Genomic DNA, 21,820 nt, shown 5'->3' with positions numbered 1-21,820 from the left:
GCCCCCATGCGCATCGGGTATTTCTTGTCGTGTGAGGAGTACACCCCGGCCCAGCTGATCGAGCAGGCCCGGCTGGCTCAGGACGCCGGGTTCCAGGGGCTGTGGATCTCCGACCATTACCATCCGTGGAACGACGAACAGGGCCAGAGCCCGTTCGTCTGGTCGATGATCGGGGCCCTGAGCCAGGTCGTCACGATCCCCGTCACGACCGCGGTCACCTGCCCGATCCAGCGCATCCACCCGGCCGTCACGGCCCAGGCGGCGGCCACCAGCGCCGTCCTGCACGACGGCCGGTTCGTGCTCGGCGTCGGTACCGGTGAAGCGTTGAACGAGCACGTGACCGGCGCGCGGTGGCCGTCGGCCGGTGAGCGCCTGGAGATGCTGGAAGAGGCCGTCGACGTCATGCGGAAGCTGTGGGACGGCGGGTTCGTCAACCACCGCGGCCCGCACTACGAGGTCGAGCAGGCCCAGGTGTACACCCGCCCGGCGACGCCGCCGAAGGTGTACATGTCGGCGTTCGGCCCGAAGGCCCTGGACCTCGCCGGCCGGATCGCCGACGGCTACATCCTCACCATGCCCGACGCGGACCTCGTCAAGGGCTTCCGCGCGGCCGGCGGCGGCGACAAGCCGGTCCAGGGCGGCTTCAAGGCCAGCTACGCCGCGACGGAGCAGGAGGGTGTGAACATCGCGCACCGGCTGTGGCCGAACTCCGGCCTGCCCGGCGAGCTGTCCCAGGTCCTGCCGTCGCCGAAGCACTTCGAGCAGGCGTCCCAGCTGGTCACGAAGGAGCAGGTGGCCGACGCGATCGCCTGCGGCCCCGACCCGCGCAAGCAGGCCGAGCAGCTCAAGGCCTACGAGGACGCCGGGTTCGACGAGGTCTACGTGGCCAACATCGGGCCGAACTACGCCGAGCTCATCGACCTGTACCGGAAGGAGTTCCTGTAGATGCGCGCCCTCGTGCTCGTCTGCTCCCTCAAGAAGTCACCGGCCCCGTCCAGCTCGGAGCTGCTCGGCCGGGAGATCCTCACCGCCCTGGCCGACCACGACGTCGACGGCGAGGTCATCCGCGTCGCCGACCACGACGTGAAGTACGGCGTCACCACCGACGAGGGCGACGGCGACGCCTGGCCGGAGATCCGCACGAAGCTGCTCGGCTCCGACATCCTGGTCATCGCCACCCCGATCTGGATGGGCCAGCCGGCGTCGATCTGCAAGGTCGTCCTCGAGCGCCTCGACGCCGAGATCGGCCAGCCGACGATGCACGGCAAGGTCGGCGTCGTCGGCGTGGTCGGCAACGAGGACGGCGCCCACCACGTCACCGCCGAGGTCTTCCAGGCCCTCAACGACGTCGGCTTCACGATCCCGGCGGGCGGCGGCACATACTGGGTCGGCGAGGCGATGGGCAAGCTCGACTACGCCGACGCCGGCCCGAAGCCGGAGACGACCGGCGCGGCGACCAAGACGTTGGCCGCCCACGCCGCTCATCTCGCCAAACTCCTGGCCGACAGCCCCTACAAGGACGACTAGACGGCGGCGGTGGTCGGCTCCTCCACGCGGATCGGGCGGTGGCCCAGGAGCCGCTCGGCCAATGGGGCGAAGGTCAGGCCGATCACGGTCCACAGGAGCAGTTGCGCGCCGAGGGAGTAGAGGCGGAACTCGTAGAGCAGGTCCGCGTCGAAGCCCGGGAACACGATGTCGCCGGCCTCGTTGCGCAGGGGCAGCGGGGTTTCGGAGGCGTGCCGGCCGTAGTCGGCGACGTTCGTCGGCAGGTCGCCGAAGGTCGGCAGCAGGAAGCCCAGGACCCCGGCGGCCACGACGAACGCGGCGCCGGCGAGCACCGTGGCGGTCCAGGTGCCGAAGCGCGGTTTGAGGCGCTGGCCCAGGACGACGGCCAGGATCAGGAACGCGATCGAGGCCAGGACCATGATGAGGTAGTACGCGCTGCGCTGGCCGATGGTCTCCTCGTGGCCGACCGCGGGCGGGTTGGCCGGGTATTTGAGGAACGGCACGAAGGCGAGCGTCAGGAAGCCGGCCCCGGCCAGGGCGACGGCCAGGTTGCGGGGGCGCAGGTTGCCGACCCGGCCCAGGCAGATCATGTAGGCGACGGCGAACAGGGCGCCCATGGCCAGGCCGAACAGGAGCATGCCGACGCCGATGCCGATGTTGCCCTGCACGGTCCGGCTGAACAGTTCGGCGCCGTGCTCGTCGGCGCCGCCCACGCCGGCGGCCGAGTCGAGGGCGTGCTGGGCCTCGTCGCGGCCGCCCTCGTAGTCGATGGCCCGCTGGATCAGCGGCTCGGCGAAGATGCGGGCGAAGACGAACGCGACGAGGCCCGCGGCGAGCCCGGCGAGGGCGCCGCGGAAGATGATGCGCTTCTCCATGTCAGTGGCAGGGGAAGCCGAGGAAGTGCCGGCCGTCGTGCACGAACTCGTGCACGTGGGCGTCGGCGCCGAAGACCGAGACGGCGCCCTGGTCGATGCCGATGAAGTAGTAGAGCAGGGCGGCGAACGCGGCGGTGCCGACCAGCCAGACCAGCGACCGGGACAGCGGGATGACGACCGGCGTCGCGACGGCGGCGGGCGCGGGGGTCGGTGACGATACGCTCATGTGGAGCCTCCTTCAGGGATCTTGCGTCCCTCTAGTGCAGTGGCAGTTGACGGCGGAGGGTCTGACTCACCGCTCACCTCGGGGTGTGCGACTCACAGTGGCGCGACCGTGCCGGGCTTTCACCGGCTTCCTGTCGCCGTCAAGTACCGCCGACGCTACGGGCAGCGACCGTCGGCCGTCAATCCGCAGGCCCGGCCAGTGCCGCGATTCACGATCTTGATCGATCGGGTGGATTGTTTTGCCCCGATCCGCCCGGGTACCGGCGGCCATATGGAATCTCGCAAGCCAACCGAGGTGGTCAAGGATGTCGTCGAGGCCGCGGCCGCCAAGGTGACCGATGCGCTGACGCCCGATGTGCCCGGCAAGCCGGGCAGTGTCACGCCGTCCTTGACCGAGCCGACCGACCCGACCGGCCCGCCGCCGCCGTCCAAGGAGCAGGGAACCCCGGAGACGGTCAGCCCCACCGGGGCGAAGACCGGGGCGCCGCCGATCAGCAACGCGCAGCAGGGCGAGTTCCTCACCACGTCGACCGGCACCCGCCTGCGCGACACCGACCACTCGCTGAAGGCCGGGCCGCGCGGCCCGATCCTGATGCAGGACCACCACTTCCGCGAGAAGATCACGCACTTCGACCACGAGCGCATCCCCGAGCGGGTCGTGCACGCCCGCGGGACCGGCGCCCACGGCTATTTCGTGGGGTACGGCACCGCCGCCGACGTCACCACGGCGGCCTTCCTGGCCAAGGACGTGCGCACCGACGTCTTCGTCCGCTTCTCCACCGTGCTGGGTTCGCGAGGCTCGGCCGACACGGTGCGCGACACCCGCGGCTTCGCCACGAAGTTCTACACCGAGGAGGGCAACTTTGACCTCGTCGGCAACAACATTCCGGTGTTCTTCATCCAGGACGCGATCAAGTTCCCGGACATCATCCACGCCGGCAAGCCGCACCCGGACCGCGAGATCCCGCAGGCCCAGAGCGCGCACGACACGTTCTGGGACTTCGTGTCGCTGCACACCGAGGCCCAGCACCACACGATGTGGAACATGTCGGACCGGGGCATCCCGCGCTCGTACCGGATGATGGAGGGCTTCGGCGTCCACACCTTCCGGCTGGTGAACGCGGCCGGGGAGACGGCCCTGGTCAAGTTCCACTGGAAGCCCAAGCTCGGCGTGCACTCCCTGACCTGGGAGGAGGCGCAGCTGATCGCCGGGGTCGACCCGGACTACCACCGTCGCGACCTCTACGACGCCATCGAGGCCGGCGCGTTCCCGGAGTACGAGCTGGGCCTGCAGGTCTTCCCGGACACGCCGGACGAGACGTTCGCCGGGGTCGACCTGCTCGACCCGACGAAGATCGTGCCGGAGGAGCTCGCCCCGGTGCAGCCGGTCGGGCGCATGGTGCTGGACCGGACCCCGACGAACTTCTTCGCCGAGGTCGAGCAGAGCGCCTTCCACCTCGGGCACCTGCCGCCCGGCATCGACGTCACCAACGACCCGCTGCTGCAGGGCCGGCTGTTCTCCTACGTCGACACCCAGATCACCCGGCTGGCCGGGCCGAACTTCAACCAGATCCCGATCAACCGGCCGCACGCGCCCGTCAACGACATGCTCCGCGACGGCTTCCACCAGCAGGCGGTGCACGGCGGCGTGGCACCGTACCGCCCCAACTCCCTCGACGGCGGCAACCCGTTCCCGGCCGGCGCCGACCAGGGCACGTTCGCGGACCTGCCGGTGACCGTCACGGAGGCGCCGAAGGTGCGGGCCAACCCGGCCTCGTTCGCCGACCACTACAGCCAGGTGCGGCTGTTCTGGCTGAGCATGACGCCGGTCGAGCGCGAGCACATCATCAACGCCTACACGTTCGAGCTGTCCCGCTGCTTCCACCAGGAGATCCGGGAGCGCCAGCTGCAGTGCCTGGCCAACATCGACCCGGTGCTGTGCGCCGAGGTCGCCGCGGGCCTGGGACTGCCGGCGCCGAAGCCGAGCGAGCCCCTGCTGGAGGAGGTCGCCCCGAGCCCGGCGCTGTCGCAGATCGGGCAGGAGTGGCCGCCGGACGGCCGGGTCATCGGCATCGTCGTGGGCCCGGAGACGGGCGGCACCGAGGACGTCGACGCGGTCCGCCGCACGATCCTCGGCGCCGGCATGGTGCCGCTGGTCATCGGCCCGCACGGCGGCCTGATCGGCGACCTGACGGTCCAGCGGACCTTCGCCGCCGCCCGTTCGGTCGAGTTCGACGCGCTGCTGCTGGCGGCCGCGCCGCCGCCGTCACCGGACGCCGTCCCGGCCCGCGACTCGAAGGCCGGCGCGTCCGACTCGGCGACCGTGGACCCGCGGGTGCTGCTGCTGGTCGACGAGTGCTGGCGGCACGGCAAGGCGATCGGCGCGTGGGGCGCCGGCGCGGAGGCCCTGCAGCAGGTCGGCGTGGCCGGCAGCCCGGGGGTCGTCACCGCTGACGGCGGTGCGGCCGCCCTCACGGCCCTGCAGCCGCTGCTCGCGCTGCACCGGGTCTGGGAGCGCTTCCCGGCCTCCGTCGCCTGACCGGAAACAAATGAGGTGGGCATCCGGGTCGCCCGGGTGCCCACCTCGTTGCTGTACGACCTCACTTCGCGAGCGTGCGCAGCCGCTCCAGGAGCGGACCGGCCGCCTCGTCGAGGAAGCGCTGCTGCAGGGCGTCGCCGACCTGGACGACGGCGACGTCGGTGAAGCCCGCCTCCCAGTAGGGCCGGACGCTCTCGGCCAGCTCGTCGAGGTCGGGGCCGCAGGCGATCGAGCCGGCGACGTCCTCCTTGCGCACGAACTGGCTGGCCGCCTGGAACCCGGCCGGGGTCGGCAGGTCGGCGTTGACGAACCAGCCGCCGCCGAACCACCGGAACTGCTCGTGGGCCAGGTCGATCGCCTGCTGCTTGTCGGGGGCCCAGCAGATCGGGATCTGCCCGATGGCCCGGGACTTCGCGGCACCGGCCGGCCGGGCGCCGGTCCAGCCCTTGACCAGGTCGGCGTCGGGCTCGACGGCGATCAGGTGGTCACCGAGCGGCGCGAACCGCTCGACCGACTTGTCACCGGACACCGCCAGCCCGATCGGTACGCCACCGTCGGGGGCGTCCCAGACCCGGGCCGAGTCGATCCGGAAGTAGTCGCCCTCCCACGTGACGAGCTCGCCGGTGTGCAGGGCCCGGATGATCTGCACCGCCTCCTCGAGCATGTCCTGGCGCTGGGCGACCGGTGGCCAGCCCTCGCCGGTGACGTGCTCGTTGAGGTTCTCCCCGGCGCCGAGGCCGAGGATGAACCGCCCGTCGGCGAGCAGCTGGATCGTCGCCGCCTTCTGCGCCACGACCGCCGGGTGGTACCGCTGGATCGGGCACGTCACATACGTCGCCAGCTCGACCCGGCTGGTCGCGTGGGCGACGGCGCCGAGGACGGACCACGCGTAGGGGGCGTGGCCCTGCTCGGTCAGCCACGGCGAGTAGTGGTCGCTGCAGACCTCGAAGTCGAAGCCGGCCTCCTCCGCCCGCACCGCGTAGCGGACCAGGTCCTTCGGCCCGCTCTGCTCGGTCATCAGGGTGTACCCGAAGTTGACCACGGCCGGCGCCTCAGGCCCGCATGGCGTCGAGCGCCTTCTTGAGCGCCGCCGGCTGCGTGGGCTTCGTCGGCGCCTTCGGCTTGAGCTCCAGCATCCGCGCGCCGATCTCCTGGAGCTGGTTGCGCCCGAGGCCCTCACGGACCTTCGGGAACCACTCCTGCTCCTCTTCCTCGATGTGGTGCGTGACGTTCTCGATGAGCACGGTGACCTTGGCGTCGAAGTGCTCGTCGTCCGCGTCCATCGTGGCGAGCTCGAAGCACAGCACGTCGGCGACGTGGTGCTCCTCGTAGGACTCGAGCACGTCGTCCTCGAGGTCCGGCAGCAGCTTGCGGACCTCGGGGTACATGACCTCGTTCTCGATGTACGTGTGGACCGTCAGTTCCTTGAGGATCTGCTCCACGATCTCGGCCTTGCGCGCGGCCGGGCCCTCCTCGGCGGCCTGAAACTCCTTGAACAGCCGCTTGACGTTCTTGTGGTCGTCCTTGAGCAGCACAATGGCGTCGGTCGACATGCAATCTCCTTACCGCGTACGGGCGGAACAGCTACGGCGTACCCGGCGGCGCTCAGCGCAAACGGACCTCACTTCCGGACTTCCCGCCACCACCGATGCCCGGAGGGTGCCGCCACGGGGAGGCCGGCACGCCGACGTGCCCGCCGGTGAGCGGAGCAGCCCGACGGTCCCGCGGCCCGGACTTGTGAATTCCTCGCCGAAGCCCCACGAATCGCCACCACCGAAAGCCGACCACTGCTTTTCGCCGAAGCCCCACGAATCGCCACCACCGAAAGCCGACCACGACGGACCGCGCGGCGCCAGGCGAGCCGCAACCAACAAACCGCGACCAAACTACGGTAGAAACCACGCTACTCCGGTAGTTCCCATCGGCCGAGCTCACATTGCGGTGCCCCTCCAACCGGAAAACAAAAGAGGCCACATGCGCTATGTGAAATAGTGATGGATGCGGGTATCGACCACGGCTGAGATAATTATCGTATGCGGGGGCAGATGAGCTTGATCGGCCGAAGTGAACAGGCCGGACTCCGCGATCGGACCCGATCGCGGAAATACAGCCCCATGGTCGAAGAGTTCCGTCGCGTGCATCAAGAGCAACGCGACTGGGGACTGCGGAAACGGCACGAGGCCAGGCTGCGCCAGATCTACGGCGACAACGTGCCGGTGACCACGGAGGAGTGGCTGGAGGCCCGGGCGGCCCGACCGGCCCGGCTCGCCGATGCGCCGGAGCAGGCCCAGTCACGGGAGCGGGCCCGACCACCGGAGCAGGCCCAGCCGCTGGAAGAGCTCGAGGAGCCGACGCCGGCCCCCGATGCGGACGGCGCTGAGGACGCCCGCGCCGCTGAGCCGGCGGAGGTGGCGGCGCCGGAGGGCATTGAGCGATCTCGCCCGTGGATTCGGCTCATGTGTGCAGCGTCGCGATCGAGAAGCGCCGGTGCCGGTCACCGGGTGTTTGTCGGCTATCGCGCGCACGGCCCGCCGGGGTCGGGTCGACATGCTCCGGCTGGAGGGGCACCGCAATGTGAGCTCGGCCGATGGGAACTACCGGAGTAGCGTGGTTTCGACCGTAGTTTGGTCGCGGTTTGTTGGTTGCGGCTCGTCTGGCCCTGCGGGTCCGCCGTGGTCGGCTTTCGGTGGTAGCGGGGCGGGGGCGTTCGGCTCAAGAATAAGAATAGAAGAAGAGTTTGGGTGGCGGCAATTGCTGCGGGGTCCGCCGTGGTCGGCTTTCGGTGGTAGCGGAGCGGGGGCCTTCGGCTCAAGAATAAGAATAGAAGAAGAATTCGGGCGGCGGCGATTGCTGCGGGGGGTAGCGGGGCCTTCGGCTCAAGAATAAGAGCAGAGGAAAGGGTTCGGGGTGGCGGGGTTGGTCAGCGGAGGCGGTTGAAGCCGCTGCGGTGGAAGACGAGCGGGGCGGCGTCGTGGTCGGCGTCGAGGTCGTGGATGCGCAGCAGGACGATCTCGTGGTCGCCGGCCGGGTACTCCTCCTCGATCGTGCAGTCCAGCCACGCGCAGGCGCCGTCGAGGAGGATCTCGCCGTCGCGGCTGGTGCGCCAGGTCGCGCCGGCGAAGCGGTCGCCGGTGCGCTGGGAGAGCTGGCGGCCGAGGCGCTCCTGGTCGGCGGCGAGGACGCTGACGCCGAGGCGGGTCGCCCGGCGCAGGACCGGCCAGGTGGTGGAGGTGCGGGCGATGCACACCGAGGCCAGCGGCGGGTCGAGGGAGACCGAGGTGAAGGAGCTGGCGGCCAGGCCCACCGGGGTACCGTCGACGACCGCGGCGATCGCGGTGACGCCGGTCGGGAACGCGCCGAAGACGCGGCGAAGGTCGGCGGGGGAGAGCACTGCGGGAGCGGTCATCGGGTCGGCCCTGCTTTCCGCTGGTGTACCGGTCATGGTCAGTCTATCCGAAGTCCTACTAAAGCGATAGGGAAAGGTGCTCCCGGAGCGTGGTACCGGTGTATGCCGTGCGATACACCCCGCGCTCCTGCAACTGCGGCACGAGGCGGTCCACGACGTCCTCGACGGTGCCCGGCAGCCGCTCGGGGAGCAGGTTGAAGCCGTCGACGACGCCGTCGCGGACGAAGCGGGTCCACTCGTCGGCGACCTGGCCCGGCGTGCCGACGAAGCGGTCGTGGCCGGGGCTGACCGCGATGACCAGGTCGCGGATCGACAGGCTCCCCTCGGCGGCGAGCTTCCGCCAGCCCGCGATCCGGGCCGCCTTGCCGGTGCGGAACTCGATCGGCAGCGTCCCGCGCGACGGGTCCAGCTCCTCGTCGGTCGGGTCGATGTCCGGCAGCGGGCCGTCGGGGTCGTACCCGGACAGGTCCTTGCCCCAGAACTGCTCGAGGTAGGCGAGCGCGCGCGGCCCGGTGGTCTGCTCGCGCTTGATCCAGCGGGCCTTCTCCTCGGCCTCGGCCCGGGTGTCGCCGAGCACGACGGACGCGCCGGGCAGGATCCGCACGGCGTCCTCGGGCCGGCCGTACGCCCGCAGCCGCTCCCGCAGGTCGGCGGCGTAGGCGGCCGCCTTCTCGTAGCTGGTGTTGGCCGAGAACACCACGTCGGCGTGGCGGGCGGCGAGGTCGCGCCCGCCCGGGGAGTCGCCGGCCTGGAACAGCACCGGGCGGCCCTGCGGGCTGGGCGGCACCGCGCCGACGGCGTCGAGGCGCAGCAGATCCTCGTCAGCGGCCACCCGTTCGCCGCGCCACAGGGCCTTGGCCGTCTCCACGAACGCGCCGGCCCGCTCGTAGCGCCGCGCGTGCGGCAGCCAGCCGCCGTGGCGGAAGTTCTCACCCGTCCACGCGTTGTCGGTGGTGACGATGTTCCAGCCGGCCCGGCCGCCGGACACGGCGTCGAGGCTCGCGAGGCGGCGGGCCAGGTCGGCCGGGTAGTTGTAGGTGGTGTTCTGGGTCGCGACGAGGCCGATGTGCGTGGTCTCGGCGGCGAGGGCGGCGAGCTGGGTGATGGCGTCGGGGCGGCCGGCGACGTCCAGGGCGTGCACGGTGCCGCGGTTCTCCCGCACCCGCAGCCCCTCACCGAGGAAGAACGCGTCGAAGAGGCCGCGCTCCAGGGTCTTGGCGACGTGGATGAACGTGTCGATGTGCGTGTGGTCGGCGAAGTCGGGCTCGGTCCACAACAGGTTGGGGCCGACGCCGGTGAAGAAAACCCCTAAATGCAACAAGCGGCTCATCTGGTACTCCACGCCGGCGCGAATCGGTTCACAGGACGGTCGAGGCCGAGGGCCTCCCGCAGCGTGGCGGCGGTCGATGGGTGCGGAACGGCCGGCAGCTCCCCGCCGTCGTCCCGGATCAGGACACCATCCAGGGGGCGGTCCAAAGTGGACAGCTCGGCGGCGGAGACGGACGCGAAGACCAGCGCCTCGCCGGGCGGAGCGGCCTCGCCCGGCTCGACGACGACGACGTCGAGGCGGTCGGTGAGGCCGAGGGCGGCGGCGCCGATGACGACCACCTGGCCCTGGGGCGGTCGGGTCGTGATGAGCGGGCCCACGATCGAGAACCGGTCGCTGTCGAAGTGCACGTGGTGGACCTTGGCCGGGTCGAGGAAGCGGCCGGTGGGCACGTCCCGGATGATCGCGTCGTCCTCCCACGAGTCCCACAGCTGCCGGGCCACGTCCACGACGTCGGCGACCTCGGCCGGGTCGACGGCGGTGCGCCCGACGGTGGCCAGCGCGGCCGGGTCGGTGGTGGCGCCGACGACCCAGCCGGCCCGGCCCAGCGACGCGTGATCGAGACTGGCCAGCTGGGTGGCGAGGTGGAACGGCTCGGTGGTGGTGGTGTGCAGCGTCGGCGCGAGGCCGATCCGGCTGGTCCGGCGGGCCAGGAACGCGGCCCGGACGCCGGCCTCGATCCCGCCGCGCAGCGGGTCGTCGGGGAACGTGACGAACGCGTACCCGGCGGCCTCGGCCGCGCGCACCCGCCGCTGCAGGGTCTCGAGGTCGGGCGCGCCGACCTCCAGGGCATAGAACGTCATCGGGCGGCCTCCAACCGCGGCACCGCGGCGAGCAGTGCCTTCGTGTAGTCGTCGGACGGGTCGGTGAACACGTCGCCGACGGCGCCCCGCTCCACCACCCGGCCGTTGTGCAGGACCAGGACCCGGTCGGCGAGGTGGTGCACGACGCCGAGGTCGTGGGAGATGAACAGCAGCGCGGTGCCGTCGGCCGCCTGCAGGTCGGCGAGCAGGTCGAGGACCTGGGCCTGGATGGACACGTCGAGCGCGGACACCGGCTCGTCGCAGACCAGCACGTCCGGCCGGGGCCCGACGGCCCGGGCGATCGCCACCCGCTGCCGCTGCCCGCCGGAGAGCTCCCGCGGGTGCCGGCGCAGGTGGGCGGGGCCGAGCCCGACCCGCTCGAGGAGCTCGACGACCCGGTCCCGGCGCGCGGACCCGCGCAGGTCGAGCGGCTCGGCGACCAGCTTCTCCACCGTGTACCGCGGGTCGAAGGAGCTGAGCGGGTCCTGGGCGATCACCTGGATCCCGCGGCGCTGGGCCCGCCGGCGGCGCTCGGGCACGCCGCTCCAGCGGGTGTCACCCAGGTGCACGGTGCCGGCTTCGGGCTCGACGAGGCCGAGCGCGATCCGGGCGACGGTCGTCTTGCCGGAGCCGGACTCGCCGACGATGCCCAGGGTCTCGCCGCGGGCCAGGGTGAAGCTGACGTCGTCGACGACGCGCCGGGGGCCGTAGTGGTGCCGCAGCCCCTCGGCCCGCAGCACGACCCGGTCCGGCTCCACCGCCCGCGGCGGCAGCGGCTCCCTCGTGAGCGAGCTCAGCCGCACGCCCTTCGAGGCGGCGGTGGGGACGGCGGCCAGCAGCAGCTTGGTGTACTCGTGTTGCGGGGCGTGCAGTACCTCCGGCGTCGGCCCCTGCTCGACGATGACGCCGTCGTGCATGACCAGGACCCGGTCGGCGATCGCGGCGACGACCGCCAGGTCGTGGCTGACCAGCAGCAGCGTCGAACCGGCGGCCTTGCGCTCGGCGAGCAGCCGCAGCAGCTGGGCCTGCACCGTGACGTCCAGGGCGGTGGTCGGCTCGTCGGCGATGAGCAGCGGCGGGTCGGCGGCGATCGCGGAGGCGATCAAGGCCCGCTGGCGCAAACCGCCGGAGAGCTGATGGGGGTACTGCCGGGCCCGCTCGGCCGGCCCCGGGACGTGCACGGCCTCCAGCAGTCCGGTGACCCGGCCGGTCCGCTCGCCGGCGGTGCCGATGCCGTGGACCCGCAGCACCTCGCCGATCTCCTGCCCGACGGTGTTGAGCGGGTCGAGGGAGACCAGCGCGTCCTGCAGCACCAGCCCGGCGACCCGGCCGCGCAGCCGCCGCCACTCCCGGTCGCCGAAGCCGGCGGTGTCGCGGCCGTCGAGCCGCAGCGTGTCGGCGGTGACGGTGGCCGTGGTGCCGGCCAGCCCGACGAGGGTGCGGGCGGTGACGCTCTTACCGGAGCCGCTCTCCCCGACGATGGCGACGCACTCGCCGCGCGCGACGGAGAAGCTGATGCCGCGCACGGCGTGCACCGGCCCGGGGAACGTGACCCGGAGGTTGTCGACCTGGACGAGAGCCTCGCCGGTGCCCATCAGTGCCTGCCTTCGAACCAGCGCTGCAGCCGCCGGCCGAGGGCGGTCAGCGCGATGACGGTGAACGTGAGGGTCGCGCCCGGCAGGATCGCCGACCACCAGGCGACCCGCAGGTAGTTGCGGCTCTCCGAGAGCATCGCGCCCCACTCGGGGGTCGGCGGCTGCGGGCCCATGCCGAGGAACGACAGCGCCGAGGCGTTGACGATGGCGGTGCCGAGCCCGATGGTGGCCAGGATCGGCAGCGGCCCGAGGACGTTGGGCAGGATGTGCCGCCAGGCGAGCCGGGCCCGGGACAGCCCGAACGTGACGGCCTGCTCGACGTAGCCGGCCCGGCGCACCTGGAGGGTCTGTGCCCGCACGATGCGGCCGTAGCGCGGCGCGAACGCCAGCGCGATGGCCAGCACCAGACTTGTGGTTCCGGGCTCGGTGAAGGCGATGAACAGCAGCGCCAGCAGGACCTCGGGGAACGCCGAGAGCACGTCGAGGGCGCGGCTGAGGACCTCGTCGATCCACCGGGGCGCCAGCCCGGCGAGCAGCCCCACGAGCCCGCCCACGATCAGGGACAGCAGGGTCGAGGCGGCGCCGATGGCGAGGGAGTAGCGAGCGCCGTAGACGGTCCGGGTGAAGACGTCCCGGCCGAGCTGGTCGGTGCCGAACCAGTGGTGCGCGCTCGGTGCCTGCAGCGCCGCGAACGGGTCCGCCGCGAGGGGATCGGCCCCGGCGAGTGCGCCGGGGACGATCGCCGCGATCAGGACGAGCAGGACCGCGATGACGGCGGCCACGATGCCGGGCGCCCACCAGCGCAGGCTACGGGCGCCCGCCGTGACCGGGGCCGGGAGTGCGATGGTCATGTCAGCCCTTCCGCAGCCGCGGGTCGATGAGCAGGTACGTCAGGTCGGCGATGGTGCTCAGGGCGACGTAGATGGCGGCCGAGAGCATCACCACGGCCAGGACTACGGGGATGTCCTTGGTGCCGACGGCGTCGGTGGCGACCTGGCCCAGGCCCGGCCGGCCGAAGACGCGTTCGACGACGACGGCCGCGCTGAGCAGGAAGCCGATGAGGGTGCCGGCCAGGGTGACGGCGGGCAGCAGGGCGTGGCGCAGCGCGTGCCGCCACAGCAGCGCCGGCCGGGTCAGGCCCCGGGACCGGGCGGTCACCGCGAACGGCTCGTCCAGGGCCCGCTCCAGGCCCTCGCGGATGACCTGGCTGAGCAGCCCGCCGAGGGGCAGGGCCAGGGACAGCGCGGGCAGGACGAGCGCGGAGAGGTCGCGGTCGCCGGAGACCGGAAACCAGCCGAAGCGGAACGAGAAGACGCTCAGCAGCAGGATGCCGATGAGGAACCCGGGCGCGGAGACGGCCGAGAGCTCCAGGGCCGAGGTCAGGCCGCGGACCCAGCGCCACCGCCCGGTGCGCCCGGTGCTCAGCAGCGCCAGGCCGAGCGCGATGACGACGGTGAACGCGCTGGCGGCCAGGGTCAGCTTGACCGTCGGCCAGACCTGGCTGCCGATGATGTCGGTGACGGGGCGCTGCAGGATGTAGGAGCGGCCGAAGTCGCCGTGCAGGAGCCGCCACAGGTAGGTGATGTACTGCACCACCGCCGGGCGGTCCAGGCCGAGGTCGGCCGCGATCTGCGCGCGGATCTGCGGGGTGTCCGGCCCGTCGCCGACGAGGGTGTCGACGGTGTCGCCGGGTGCCAGGTGCAGCGCCAGGTAGGCGGCGGTGGCGGCGGCCCAGAGGACCACCGCCGCGCTGCCGAGGCGCCGGATGACGGCTCGCCACATGATGTCGTTACTTTCCGATCCAGACGTTGTAAGCGCTGCCGGGCACGCCCGCGGTCGGCTCGAAGCCGAGGCCGCCGATCTTCTTCTGGGCGGCCACCTGGTCCGCCGGGGCGTAGAGGGGCAGCAGGGTCGCGTTGTCGGTCAGCGTCTTCTGGATGCCGGTGTAGATCTCCTTGCGCTTGGCCGGGTCGGCGGTCGCCGAGCCGGCCGCGACCTGCGCGTCGAGCTCGGGGCTGGTGTAGCCGTGCCGGTTGATCGGGGCGTCCTTGGGCACGATCAGGGTGAGCGCGGCGCCGGCGTCGGTGTCGGCCCGGGAGTTGTCGAAGACCTCGAACTCGTTCTTGTTGATCGCGTCGGTGGCGGTGCCCTGGTCGACGACCTTCACCTGCAGGTCGATGCCGGCCGACTGCTTCACCGCGGCCTGCACGGCCTGGGCGAGGATGTCGCGCTTGTCCCGCACGAACGGCGCGGAGAGCACGATGCGCACGGTGAGCCGCTGGCCGTCCTTGGTCCGGAAACCCTCGGCGTCCTTGGCGCTCCAGCCGGCCTCGTCGAGCAGCTTGTTGGCGTCGGCGGGCTTGTTGCCGTAGGTCTTCTCCAGCGACGCGTCGTAGTAGGGGCCGGACGGGCTCAGCACGCTCCAGGCCCGGGTGGCGGTGCCGCGGTACACACCCTGCAGCACGCCGTCGACGTCGACCGCGTCGCGGAAGGCCTGCCGGACCTTGATGTCGTTGAACGGCGCCCTGGTCTGGTTGAAGTAGTAGTTGTACGCGGTGCCGCTGTTGAGGTGCTGGCTGAACTGCAGGTTGGGGTCGGCCTTGACCAGGCCCTGCTCGGTGGCCGGGACGCCCTCGATGACGTCGACCTGGCCCGAGGTCAGCGCGCCGACGCGGACCGAGGACTCCTTGAGGAAGCGGTAGGTGACCTCGTCGAGGTAGGCCGCGCCCTGGTGGCCCGCGTTGGCCGGGGCCCAGTTGTAGTCCGGGTTCTTCTTGTAGTGGACCTCCTGGCCCTTGCTGTAGCGGTCGAGGATGAACGGGCCGGTGCCGACCACGTCCGGGCCGCCGGCCTTGAGGTTGGGGCTCTTGAGCGACTTCGGCGAGACCTGCGCGCCCTGCGGCGAGGCGAAGAAGTCCAGGATGAGCACGTCGGGCTGTTTGAGGTCGACCTCGATGGTGAAGTCGTCGACGACCTTCGCGCCCGAATAGTTCTTCAGCTGGGTCGAGGTGACGCCCGGGGCGTAGCCGGGGACGAGGAGCTGGTCGAGGTTGGCCTTGACGGCCGCGGCGTCGAACTTGTCGCCGTCTTGGAACTTCACGTCGTCACGCAGCTTGAAGGTGTACACCTTCCCGTCCGCCGAGGCCTCGTAGGACTTCGCCAGCCAGGGGAGATATCCGCCCTTCTCGTCGTGCGTGAGGAGGGCCTCGAAGCTGTTCCAGACCAGCAGCCGGGCCTTGGCCTGGGCGTACTGGTGGGGGTTGAAGGTGACCGGCTCGGTCTCGACGGCCCAGGTCAGCTTGCCGCCGGTGACCGGTGCGCCGGTGGCGGCCCCGGGGTCCTCGGCCGCGGCGCCCCCGCACCCGGCGGCCAGGAGGGTCACCGCGGTCAGGACGGCTAAGTATCTACGCATCGAAATCCCCAGGTTGTCGGTCGGTAATGTCGGCCAGTGCAGCAGTGGCTCAGCGTGACTGTCAACGGTCGATGGGGGTTCCTGTCGGCCATGTCACGTAGCTCTCGCTTATTTCCTATCGCTCACGTAGGATAAGTCGGCTATTGCTCCGGCGCAACGGAGGTCCAACGATGTCCAAACTGCCCCGCTCCAGCCGTCTGGCCAGCCCGGTCGACACGGGAGTGCATGGCGAGTACCGCATAACCCGGCGCCCCGACGACCCCCGGCCGCTGTACCGGTTCAGCGATCACGTCAGCGACGACCCCGAAGCCGGCCGTTACCACCTCTACGCGGGCTGGTTCTGCCCGTGGTCACAGCGCGTCACCATCGCCCATGCTCTCGCGGGGCTCGAGGACGTCGTCTCGGTCTCCTACATCGACAACGCCCGCGACGGGCGCGGCTGGGCCTTCCGGGAGCGCTACGGCCCCGACCCGGTCAACGGGTTCACGCTGCTGCGCCAGGCCTACGAGGCGACCGAGCCCGGCTTCGACGGGCACATCAGCGTCCCGACGCTGTGGGACCGGCAGACCTCCCGGGTGCTCAGCAACGACTTCACCGGCATCGGCATCGACTTCGCCACCAGGTTCGGCCACCTCGCCAAGCCGGTCGTGGAGACCTACCCGGAGCACCTGCGGGCCGAGATCGAGGCCACCGACGTCAAGGTCGAGGCCACCGACGAGAAGCTGGCCGCGCTCGACGAGCGCATCGGCGACCGCGAGCATCTCGTCGGCGGAGTGCTCACCGAGGCCGACATCCGCGTCTGGGTGCACCTGGCCCGGCTCGGCCCGCGGATCGCCGAATACCCGAACCTGTACCGCTACGCCCGCGCCCTCTACCAGGTCCCGGCGTTCCGCGACACGACCGACTTCACCACCTACGCCCACCCCGATTGGTCGCTTGCATGAGCACAACCAGCACACCCCTGCACCTCGCCGTCGCCCTGGACGGCGCCGGTTGGCACCCCGCGGCCTGGCGCGAGGAGTCCGCGCGGACCGAGGAGCTGTTCACCCCCGACTACTGGCTGCGGCTGGTCCGCCGGGCCGAGGAGGGCACCCTCGACTTCGTCACGATCGAGGACGGCCCCGGCCTGTACCCGGGCGGCGCCGGACAGGTCCGCGCCCACCTCGACGCGCTGCTCATCGCCACGCGGGTGGCCCCGCTGACCGCCCGCATCGGCCTGGTCCCGACGGTGCTGACCACGACCACCGAGCCGTTCCACGTCTCCACCCAGCTGGCCACGCTCGACTACGTGAGCACGGGCCGGGCCGGCTGGCGGGCCCGCGTCGCCGTCGACCCCGACGTCATCGCGGCCGCCCTCGCCGCCGCGAACGGCGACCCGAACGCCATCGACCCGGAGCTCATCGCCGGGCTGTTCGAGGACGCGGCCGACCACGTCGAGGTCGTCCGGCGGCTCTGGGACAGCTGGGAGGACGACGCCGTCATCCGCGACGCCGCCACGGGCCGGTTCATCGACCGGGACAAGCTGCACTACATCGACTTCGCCGGGAAGCACTTCAGCGTCAAGGGCCCGTCGATCACGCCGCGGCCGCCGCAGGGCCAGCCGGTCGTCACCGCCCTCGCGCACTCGCGGGTGCCCTACGCGTTCGCCGCCGCCGGCGCGGACGTCGTCTTCGTCACCCCCACGGACGCGGCGAACGCGCGCGCGATCGTCGACGAGGTCCGCTCCCTGACCGACCGTCCGCTCCTGATCTTCGCCGACGTGAGCGTGTTCCTGCACCACGTGCCCGGCCCCTACGAGAGCGACGCTTTCGTGTATGCCGGAGACGCGGCCGGGCTGGCCGACCTCCTGCTGGAGTGGCAGGGCGCGGGACTGGACGGCTTCCGGCTGCGGCCCGGTCTCCTGCCCGCCGACCTCGACGCGATCGTCGACGGCCTCGTGCCGATCCTGCGGGAGCGCGGAGTGTTCCGCACCGAGTACACCGCCACCACCTTGCGGGGTCACCTCGGTCTCGAACGGCCCGAAAACCGGTACGCGCGCAAGGAGTTCGCGGCATGACGAAAAAGCAGGTGATCCTGGCCGCGCACTTCCCCGGCGTCAACAACACCACCGTGTGGAGCGACCCGGCGTCCGGCAGCCAGATCGAGTTCGAGTCGTTCCGCCGCCTCGCGCAGACCGCCGAGCGCGGGAAGTTCGACTTTTTCTTCCTGGCCGAAGGGCTGCGGCTGCGCGAGCAGCGGGGCCGCATCCACGACCTCGACGTCGTCGGGCGGCCCGACAACCTGACCGTCCTGGCCGGGCTGGCCGCGGTCACCACCCACCTCGGGCTGACCGGGACGTTCAACTCGACGTTCAACGAACCCTACGAGCTGGCCCGCAAGCTCGCCTCGTTCGACCACCTGTCCGGCGGGCGGGCCGGCTGGAACGTCGTCACCTCCTGGGACGCGTTCACCGGCGAGAACTTCCGCCGCGGCGGCTACCTCGACCGCGACGACCGCTACTCGCGGGCGGCCGAGGTCCTGCAGACGGTCAAGGAGCTGTTCGGCACCTGGGCCGCCGACGAGATCGTCGCCGACCGCGCGGCCGGCGTCTGGTCCCGCCACGCCGACCCCGGCGCGTTCGCCCACAAGGGCAAGCACGTCGACATCGCCGGGCACTTCCCGATCCCGCACAGCCCCCAGGGGCGGCCGGTGATCCTGCAGGCCGGTGACTCCGACGCCGGGCGCGAGTTCGCGGCCCGCGACGCCGACGCCATCTTCTCCCGGCACGGCACCCTCGAGGACGGCAAGGCGTTCTACGCCGACGTGAAGGGCCGCCTGGCCCGGCACGGCCGCACGCCCGACGACCTGAAGATCCTGCCCGCGAGCACGTTCGTCCTCGGCTCCTCCGAGGCCGACGCCCAGGAGAAGGCCCACCACGTCCGCCGCCAGCAGGTCAGCCCGCAGACCGCGATCCTGCTCGCGGAGCAGCTGTGGAACAAGGACCTGAGCGACCACGACCCGGACGGGCCGCTGCCGGCGTTCGACCCGGCCCCGGAGCAGGACTCGATCATCAAGGGGCGGGCCGGGATGTTCGCCGACCCGCTCGCCACGGCCCGGCAGTGGCGCGCCATCGCGGAGGAGCAACACCTGTCGCTGCGCGATGTGATCATCGAGGTCTTCGGGCGGCAGACCTTCATCGGTACCCCCGCCAAGATCGCCGAGACCATCGACGACTTCGTGCAGCAGGACGCCGCGGACGGCTTCATCATCGTCCCGCACATCGTCCCCGGCGGCCTCGACGAGTTCGTCGACACCGTCGTGCCACTGCTGCAGGAGCGCGGTGTCCTCCGCACCGAATACACCACCACGACCCTGCGCGAACACCTGGGACTGGCGCGATGAAATTCCTGGCCATCACCCTGATCGTCCACGACCGCAAGAAGTCACCCCGGGACCGGCTGCGCGAGGTGATCGACAACGCCGTCTTCGCCGAGGAGGCCGGCTTCGACGGCTTCGGCGTCGGCGAGCGCCACGAGGCGCCGTTCATCTCCTCCTCGCCGCCGGTGGTGCTGAGCCACATCGCGGCCCGCACCAGCCGCATCCGGCTGTTCACCGCGGTCACCACCCTGAGCCTGCTCGACCCGGTCCGCGCCTACGAGGACTACGCGACCCTCGACAACCTCTCCGACGGCCGCCTCGAGCTCATCGTCGGCAAGGGCAACGGCACCGCGCAGGCTCAGCTGTTCCACGTCACCACCGACGACCAGTGGGACCGCAACCGGGAGGGCTACGAGCTGTTCACCCGGCTGTGGCGGGAGGACCGGGTCACCTGGGCGGGCCGGTTCCGCCCGTCGCTGACCGACGCCGAGGTCCTGCCCCGGCCGCTGCAGCAGCCGATCCGGATCTGGCACGGCAGCGCCACCAGCAAGGCGTCGGTCGAGCTGGCCGCGCAGTACGGCGACCCACTCTTCTCGGCCAACGTCACCAACCCGGTCGAGCCCTACGCGGAGCTCATCGCGCACTACCGGGAGCGGCTGGCCTTCCACGGCCACGACGCCTCCAAGGCCCTCGTCGGCGCCGGCTCCGCCGGGACCTACGTCCACGAGCAGTCCCAGGTCGCGATCGACACGTACCGCCCGATCTTCAACGCCCGCCTGGAGACCTTCAAGCGCTACGGCGTCCAGCCGGTCTTCACGTCGATCGAGGACGCGATCGAGCGCAGCTCCATGCTCGTCGGCAGCCCGCAGCAGATCATCGACAAGGTGCACCGCTACCACGACCGGCTCGGCCACGAGGTGATGCACGTGCAGGCCGACGCCGACGGCCTCACCGACAAGCAGCACCGCGCCTCCCTGGAGCTGTTCCAGCACGAGGTCGCACCGGTCCTGCGCCGCGAGATTCCCAGCCGGCCGCTGGGGGTGACGGCATGACCGACGTGCCACTGTCCATCCTGGACCTGGCCCCGATCAGCAGCGGCTCCGACGCGGGCGCGGCCCTGCGCGCGAGCGTGGCGACGGCCCGCCGCGCCGACGCGCTCGGCTACGCCCGCTACTGGGTCGCTGAGCACCACTTCGCCCGGGGCGTCGCCAGTGCCGCCCCGGCCGTGCTCATCGGCCTCATCGCGGCGGCCACGGACCGGATCCGGGTCGGCTCCGGCGCCGTCCAGGTCGGCTACCAGACCCCGCTGTCCATCGTGGAGCAGTTCGGGATCGTCGACGCCATCCATCCTGGCCGCATCGACCTCGGCCTCGGCCGCTCCGGCGGCCGCCCCACCCCGGTCACCGACGTCGCCGACCGGTTCGTCGACGGGCTGCTGATCCCGGCCCCGTTCGACTTCTCGAAACTCGCCGCGGGCCCGCGCTTCGGCGCCTACGCGACCCTGCTGCGCCAGCCCGGCGCCGAGCCGCCGCCGTTCGCCGCGATCGTCGACGACATCCAGGCCCTCATCGCCGGCACCCTGGTCCGCGACGACTACGACGTGCACGCCACCCCGGGCGAGGGCGCGAAGACCGAACTGTGGGTCCTCGGCTCCAGCGGCGGCGAGAGCGCCCGCGTCGCGGGGGAGCGGGGCCTGCCGTTCGCCGCCAACTACCACGTCGCCCCGTCGAACGTCCTCGAGGCGGTGGAGGCCTACCGCACCGCGTTCCGCCCCTCCGCCGTCCTGGACCGCCCCTATGTCCTGGTCTCCGCCGACGTCCTCGTCGCCGACACCGCCGAACGGGCCCGGCACCTCGGCTCCCCGTTCCGGCACTGGGTCCGCAGCATCCGCACCGGCACCGGCGCCATCCCCTACCCGACCCCGGCCGAGGCGGCCGCCCTCCCGTGGTCGGACGAGGACCAGGCCCTGGTCCGCGACCGGCTCGACACCCGCTTCGTCGGCACCGCCCCGGACGTGGCCGACCGGCTGCGCACCCTGCGACGCGTGACCGGCGCCGACGAACTGCTGGTCACCACCATCACCCACGACCCGGCCGATCGGATCCGGTCGTTCGAGCTCCTGGCGGACGCCTGGCTCGGCGATTGAGGCGCCCCACCCCGGCACCGGCACCGGCGACGCCCGCCGGTGCCGGTTCGTCGCCTGCGCTCAGGCAGCGGTGCCGAACGCGATGCCAGCCGGCCGGGCCGGTCGCGCCGGGGGCGGTGTACTGGTGGGCATCCCGGTACTATCCGGCCACGTGGACGAGCGGAGCATTCTCGAGAGCTTCGGGCGGCAGGGGCTGATGCGGCTGCTCGGGGCGCGGATCACGCACGTCGGGGCCGGGGTGGTGCACATCCGGCTCGACGCTCGCGACGAGGTGACGCAGCAGCACGGCTACATCCACGCCGGGGCGACCGGCGCCATCGCCGACACCGCGGGTGGCTACGCCGCCCTGAGCGTGTTTCCGGCCGGGAGCGATGTGCTGACCGTGGAGTACAAGATCAATCTGCTCGCCCCCGCGCAAGGCGAGGCCATCGAAGCCGTCGGGACGGTGTTGCGGTCCGGGCGGACGTTGACCGTGTGCCGGCTGGAGGTGTTCGCGCTGCGGGGTCAGGAGCGGACGCTTGTCGCGGCGGGGCAGCAGACCGTCATCCGGATCGAGCGGGCCGGGTCGTGATCCGGTAACGTCGGTGGCGGTGTGCCGGGAAGTCTGGTCGGCGGTGGGTCAGCCATGT

Annotated in this window: 21 protein-coding genes and 1 riboswitch; of the genes, 10 read left to right on the top strand and 11 right to left on the bottom strand. The window is 71.6% G+C overall.

What is annotated here, in order from left to right:
- Window positions 1-6: 6 nt before the first annotated feature.
- Window positions 7-945: a TIGR03557 family F420-dependent LLM class oxidoreductase gene (locus tag ACIA8L_RS10505; protein WP_395902716.1), complete on the top strand. Its 939-nt coding sequence runs from the start codon at window positions 7-9 to the stop codon at window positions 943-945.
- Window positions 946-1,527, top strand: a complete 582-nt coding sequence (locus ACIA8L_RS10500) for a flavodoxin family protein (RefSeq protein WP_395902714.1) — start codon at window positions 946-948, stop codon at window positions 1,525-1,527.
- Here ACIA8L_RS10500 and ACIA8L_RS10495 read toward each other — a convergent pair.
- Window positions 1,524-2,381, bottom strand: coding sequence for a CbtA family protein (locus ACIA8L_RS10495; RefSeq protein ID WP_395902712.1), 858 nt, complete (start codon window positions 2,379-2,381; stop codon window positions 1,524-1,526). The two genes, ACIA8L_RS10500 and ACIA8L_RS10495, sit on opposite strands and share 4 nt — an antisense overlap.
- A 1-nt stretch (window position 2,382) precedes the next feature.
- Window positions 2,383-2,607: a CbtB-domain containing protein gene (locus ACIA8L_RS10490; protein ID WP_395902710.1), complete on the bottom strand. Its 225-nt coding sequence runs from the start codon at window positions 2,605-2,607 to the stop codon at window positions 2,383-2,385.
- 33 nt (window positions 2,608-2,640) lie between these two features.
- A riboswitch (cobalamin riboswitch) is annotated at window positions 2,641-2,773 on the bottom strand.
- A gap of 104 nt (window positions 2,774-2,877) precedes the next feature.
- Here ACIA8L_RS10490 and ACIA8L_RS10485 point away from each other — a divergent pair.
- Window positions 2,878-5,145, top strand: coding sequence for a catalase (locus ACIA8L_RS10485; protein WP_395902708.1), 2,268 nt, complete (start codon window positions 2,878-2,880; stop codon window positions 5,143-5,145).
- Window positions 5,146-5,206: 61 nt separating this feature from the next.
- Here ACIA8L_RS10485 and ACIA8L_RS10480 read toward each other — a convergent pair whose 3' ends face one another.
- Both ACIA8L_RS10480 and ACIA8L_RS10475 read right to left on the bottom strand, forming a co-directional pair.
- A complete protein-coding gene (locus tag ACIA8L_RS10480; protein WP_395902706.1) occupies window positions 5,207-6,187 on the bottom strand; it encodes an LLM class F420-dependent oxidoreductase in 981 nt (326 codons plus the stop codon).
- A gap of 10 nt (window positions 6,188-6,197) precedes the next feature.
- Window positions 6,198-6,698, bottom strand: a complete 501-nt coding sequence (locus ACIA8L_RS10475) for a hemerythrin domain-containing protein (RefSeq protein WP_395902704.1) — start codon at window positions 6,696-6,698, stop codon at window positions 6,198-6,200.
- A 561-nt stretch (window positions 6,699-7,259) separates the two neighbouring features.
- Between ACIA8L_RS10475 and ACIA8L_RS10470 the strand changes: the two genes are divergently transcribed.
- Window positions 7,260-7,751, top strand: a complete 492-nt coding sequence (locus tag ACIA8L_RS10470; RefSeq protein ID WP_395902702.1) for a hypothetical protein — start codon at window positions 7,260-7,262, stop codon at window positions 7,749-7,751.
- Window positions 7,752-8,065: 314 nt separating this feature from the next.
- Here the strand turns inward: ACIA8L_RS10470 and ACIA8L_RS10465 are convergent, their stop codons facing one another.
- From ACIA8L_RS10465 to ACIA8L_RS10435, 7 genes are read right to left on the bottom strand one after another with little or no spacing between them, the layout of a single operon-like run.
- Entirely contained in the window at window positions 8,066-8,551 is a 486-nt protein-coding gene (locus tag ACIA8L_RS10465) for a flavin reductase family protein (protein ID WP_395902700.1), read from the bottom strand.
- 58 nt (window positions 8,552-8,609) lie between these two features.
- Window positions 8,610-9,881, bottom strand: a complete 1,272-nt coding sequence (locus ACIA8L_RS10460) for an LLM class flavin-dependent oxidoreductase (RefSeq protein ID WP_395902698.1) — start codon at window positions 9,879-9,881, stop codon at window positions 8,610-8,612.
- Window positions 9,878-10,681: an LLM class flavin-dependent oxidoreductase gene (locus ACIA8L_RS10455; RefSeq protein ID WP_395902696.1), complete on the bottom strand. Its 804-nt coding sequence runs from the start codon at window positions 10,679-10,681 to the stop codon at window positions 9,878-9,880. Before ACIA8L_RS10455 ends, ACIA8L_RS10460 begins: the two co-directional genes overlap by 4 nt.
- Window positions 10,678-12,276, bottom strand: a complete 1,599-nt coding sequence (locus ACIA8L_RS10450) for a dipeptide ABC transporter ATP-binding protein (protein ID WP_395902694.1) — start codon at window positions 12,274-12,276, stop codon at window positions 10,678-10,680. Before ACIA8L_RS10450 ends, ACIA8L_RS10455 begins: the two co-directional genes overlap by 4 nt.
- Entirely contained in the window at window positions 12,276-13,127 is an 852-nt protein-coding gene (locus ACIA8L_RS10445; protein ID WP_395902692.1) for an ABC transporter permease, read from the bottom strand. The genes ACIA8L_RS10450 and ACIA8L_RS10445 overlap by 1 nt, the downstream gene beginning before the upstream one ends.
- Window position 13,128: 1 nt before the next feature.
- Window positions 13,129-14,058 (bottom strand): ABC transporter permease, encoded by a 930-nt coding sequence (locus tag ACIA8L_RS10440; protein ID WP_395902690.1) that lies wholly within the window; start codon window positions 14,056-14,058, stop codon window positions 13,129-13,131.
- 7 nt (window positions 14,059-14,065) lie between these two features.
- Entirely contained in the window at window positions 14,066-15,688 is a 1,623-nt protein-coding gene (locus tag ACIA8L_RS10435; protein ID WP_395902689.1) for an ABC transporter substrate-binding protein, read from the bottom strand.
- Window positions 15,689-15,858: 170 nt separating this feature from the next.
- Here ACIA8L_RS10435 and ACIA8L_RS10430 point away from each other — a divergent pair, with 170 nt between their 5' ends.
- From ACIA8L_RS10430 to ACIA8L_RS10405, 6 genes are all read left to right on the top strand, one after another.
- Window positions 15,859-16,632: a glutathione S-transferase C-terminal domain-containing protein gene (locus tag ACIA8L_RS10430; protein ID WP_395902687.1), complete on the top strand. Its 774-nt coding sequence runs from the start codon at window positions 15,859-15,861 to the stop codon at window positions 16,630-16,632.
- Complete coding sequence (locus ACIA8L_RS10425; protein ID WP_395902685.1) at window positions 16,629-17,744, top strand: LLM class flavin-dependent oxidoreductase; 1,116 nt, start codon at window positions 16,629-16,631, stop codon at window positions 17,742-17,744. Before ACIA8L_RS10430 ends, ACIA8L_RS10425 begins: the two co-directional genes overlap by 4 nt.
- Window positions 17,741-19,069, top strand: a complete 1,329-nt coding sequence (locus tag ACIA8L_RS10420) for an NtaA/DmoA family FMN-dependent monooxygenase (protein ID WP_395902683.1) — start codon at window positions 17,741-17,743, stop codon at window positions 19,067-19,069. Before ACIA8L_RS10425 ends, ACIA8L_RS10420 begins: the two co-directional genes overlap by 4 nt.
- Window positions 19,066-20,097 (top strand): LLM class flavin-dependent oxidoreductase, encoded by a 1,032-nt coding sequence (locus ACIA8L_RS10415; protein ID WP_395902681.1) that lies wholly within the window; start codon window positions 19,066-19,068, stop codon window positions 20,095-20,097. The genes ACIA8L_RS10420 and ACIA8L_RS10415 overlap by 4 nt, the downstream gene beginning before the upstream one ends.
- Window positions 20,094-21,191 (top strand): LLM class flavin-dependent oxidoreductase, encoded by a 1,098-nt coding sequence (locus tag ACIA8L_RS10410; RefSeq protein ID WP_395902679.1) that lies wholly within the window; start codon window positions 20,094-20,096, stop codon window positions 21,189-21,191. The genes ACIA8L_RS10415 and ACIA8L_RS10410 overlap by 4 nt, the downstream gene beginning before the upstream one ends.
- 151 nt (window positions 21,192-21,342) lie before the next feature.
- Window positions 21,343-21,762, top strand: a complete 420-nt coding sequence (locus ACIA8L_RS10405; protein ID WP_395902677.1) for a PaaI family thioesterase — start codon at window positions 21,343-21,345, stop codon at window positions 21,760-21,762.
- Window positions 21,763-21,820: the final 58 nt, after the last annotated feature.

Source organism: Dactylosporangium sp. NPDC051541 (genome assembly GCF_044454505.1).
GTDB lineage: Bacteria > Actinomycetota > Actinomycetes > Mycobacteriales > Micromonosporaceae > Dactylosporangium.
This window is presented reverse-complemented; position numbering and strand designations above follow the sequence as displayed.

Bases quoted from the DNA above. Each gene is read 5' to 3' on its own strand.
- ACIA8L_RS10505 (WP_395902716.1), top strand. From the start codon at position 7: ATGCGCATCGGGTATTTCTTGTCGTGTGAGGAGTACACCCCGGCCCAG.
- ACIA8L_RS10500 (WP_395902714.1), top strand. From the start codon at position 946: ATGCGCGCCCTCGTGCTCGTCTGCTCCCTCAAGAAGTCACCGGCCCCG.
- ACIA8L_RS10495 (WP_395902712.1), bottom strand. From the start codon at position 2,381: ATGGAGAAGCGCATCATCTTCCGCGGCGCCCTCGCCGGGCTCGCCGCG.
- ACIA8L_RS10490 (WP_395902710.1), bottom strand. From the start codon at position 2,607: ATGAGCGTATCGTCACCGACCCCCGCGCCCGCCGCCGTCGCGACGCCG.
- ACIA8L_RS10485 (WP_395902708.1), top strand. From the start codon at position 2,878: ATGGAATCTCGCAAGCCAACCGAGGTGGTCAAGGATGTCGTCGAGGCC.
- ACIA8L_RS10475 (WP_395902704.1), bottom strand. From the start codon at position 6,698: ATGTCGACCGACGCCATTGTGCTGCTCAAGGACGACCACAAGAACGTC.
- ACIA8L_RS10470 (WP_395902702.1), top strand. From the start codon at position 7,260: ATGGTCGAAGAGTTCCGTCGCGTGCATCAAGAGCAACGCGACTGGGGA.
- ACIA8L_RS10465 (WP_395902700.1), bottom strand. From the start codon at position 8,551: ATGACCGCTCCCGCAGTGCTCTCCCCCGCCGACCTTCGCCGCGTCTTC.
- ACIA8L_RS10460 (WP_395902698.1), bottom strand. From the start codon at position 9,881: ATGAGCCGCTTGTTGCATTTAGGGGTTTTCTTCACCGGCGTCGGCCCC.
- ACIA8L_RS10455 (WP_395902696.1), bottom strand. From the start codon at position 10,681: ATGACGTTCTATGCCCTGGAGGTCGGCGCGCCCGACCTCGAGACCCTG.
- ACIA8L_RS10450 (WP_395902694.1), bottom strand. From the start codon at position 12,276: ATGGGCACCGGCGAGGCTCTCGTCCAGGTCGACAACCTCCGGGTCACG.
- ACIA8L_RS10445 (WP_395902692.1), bottom strand. From the start codon at position 13,127: ATGACCATCGCACTCCCGGCCCCGGTCACGGCGGGCGCCCGTAGCCTG.
- ACIA8L_RS10440 (WP_395902690.1), bottom strand. From the start codon at position 14,058: ATGTGGCGAGCCGTCATCCGGCGCCTCGGCAGCGCGGCGGTGGTCCTC.
- ACIA8L_RS10435 (WP_395902689.1), bottom strand. From the start codon at position 15,688: ATGCGTAGATACTTAGCCGTCCTGACCGCGGTGACCCTCCTGGCCGCC.
- ACIA8L_RS10430 (WP_395902687.1), top strand. From the start codon at position 15,859: ATGTCCAAACTGCCCCGCTCCAGCCGTCTGGCCAGCCCGGTCGACACG.
- ACIA8L_RS10425 (WP_395902685.1), top strand. From the start codon at position 16,629: ATGAGCACAACCAGCACACCCCTGCACCTCGCCGTCGCCCTGGACGGC.
- ACIA8L_RS10420 (WP_395902683.1), top strand. From the start codon at position 17,741: ATGACGAAAAAGCAGGTGATCCTGGCCGCGCACTTCCCCGGCGTCAAC.
- ACIA8L_RS10415 (WP_395902681.1), top strand. From the start codon at position 19,066: ATGAAATTCCTGGCCATCACCCTGATCGTCCACGACCGCAAGAAGTCA.
- ACIA8L_RS10410 (WP_395902679.1), top strand. From the start codon at position 20,094: ATGACCGACGTGCCACTGTCCATCCTGGACCTGGCCCCGATCAGCAGC.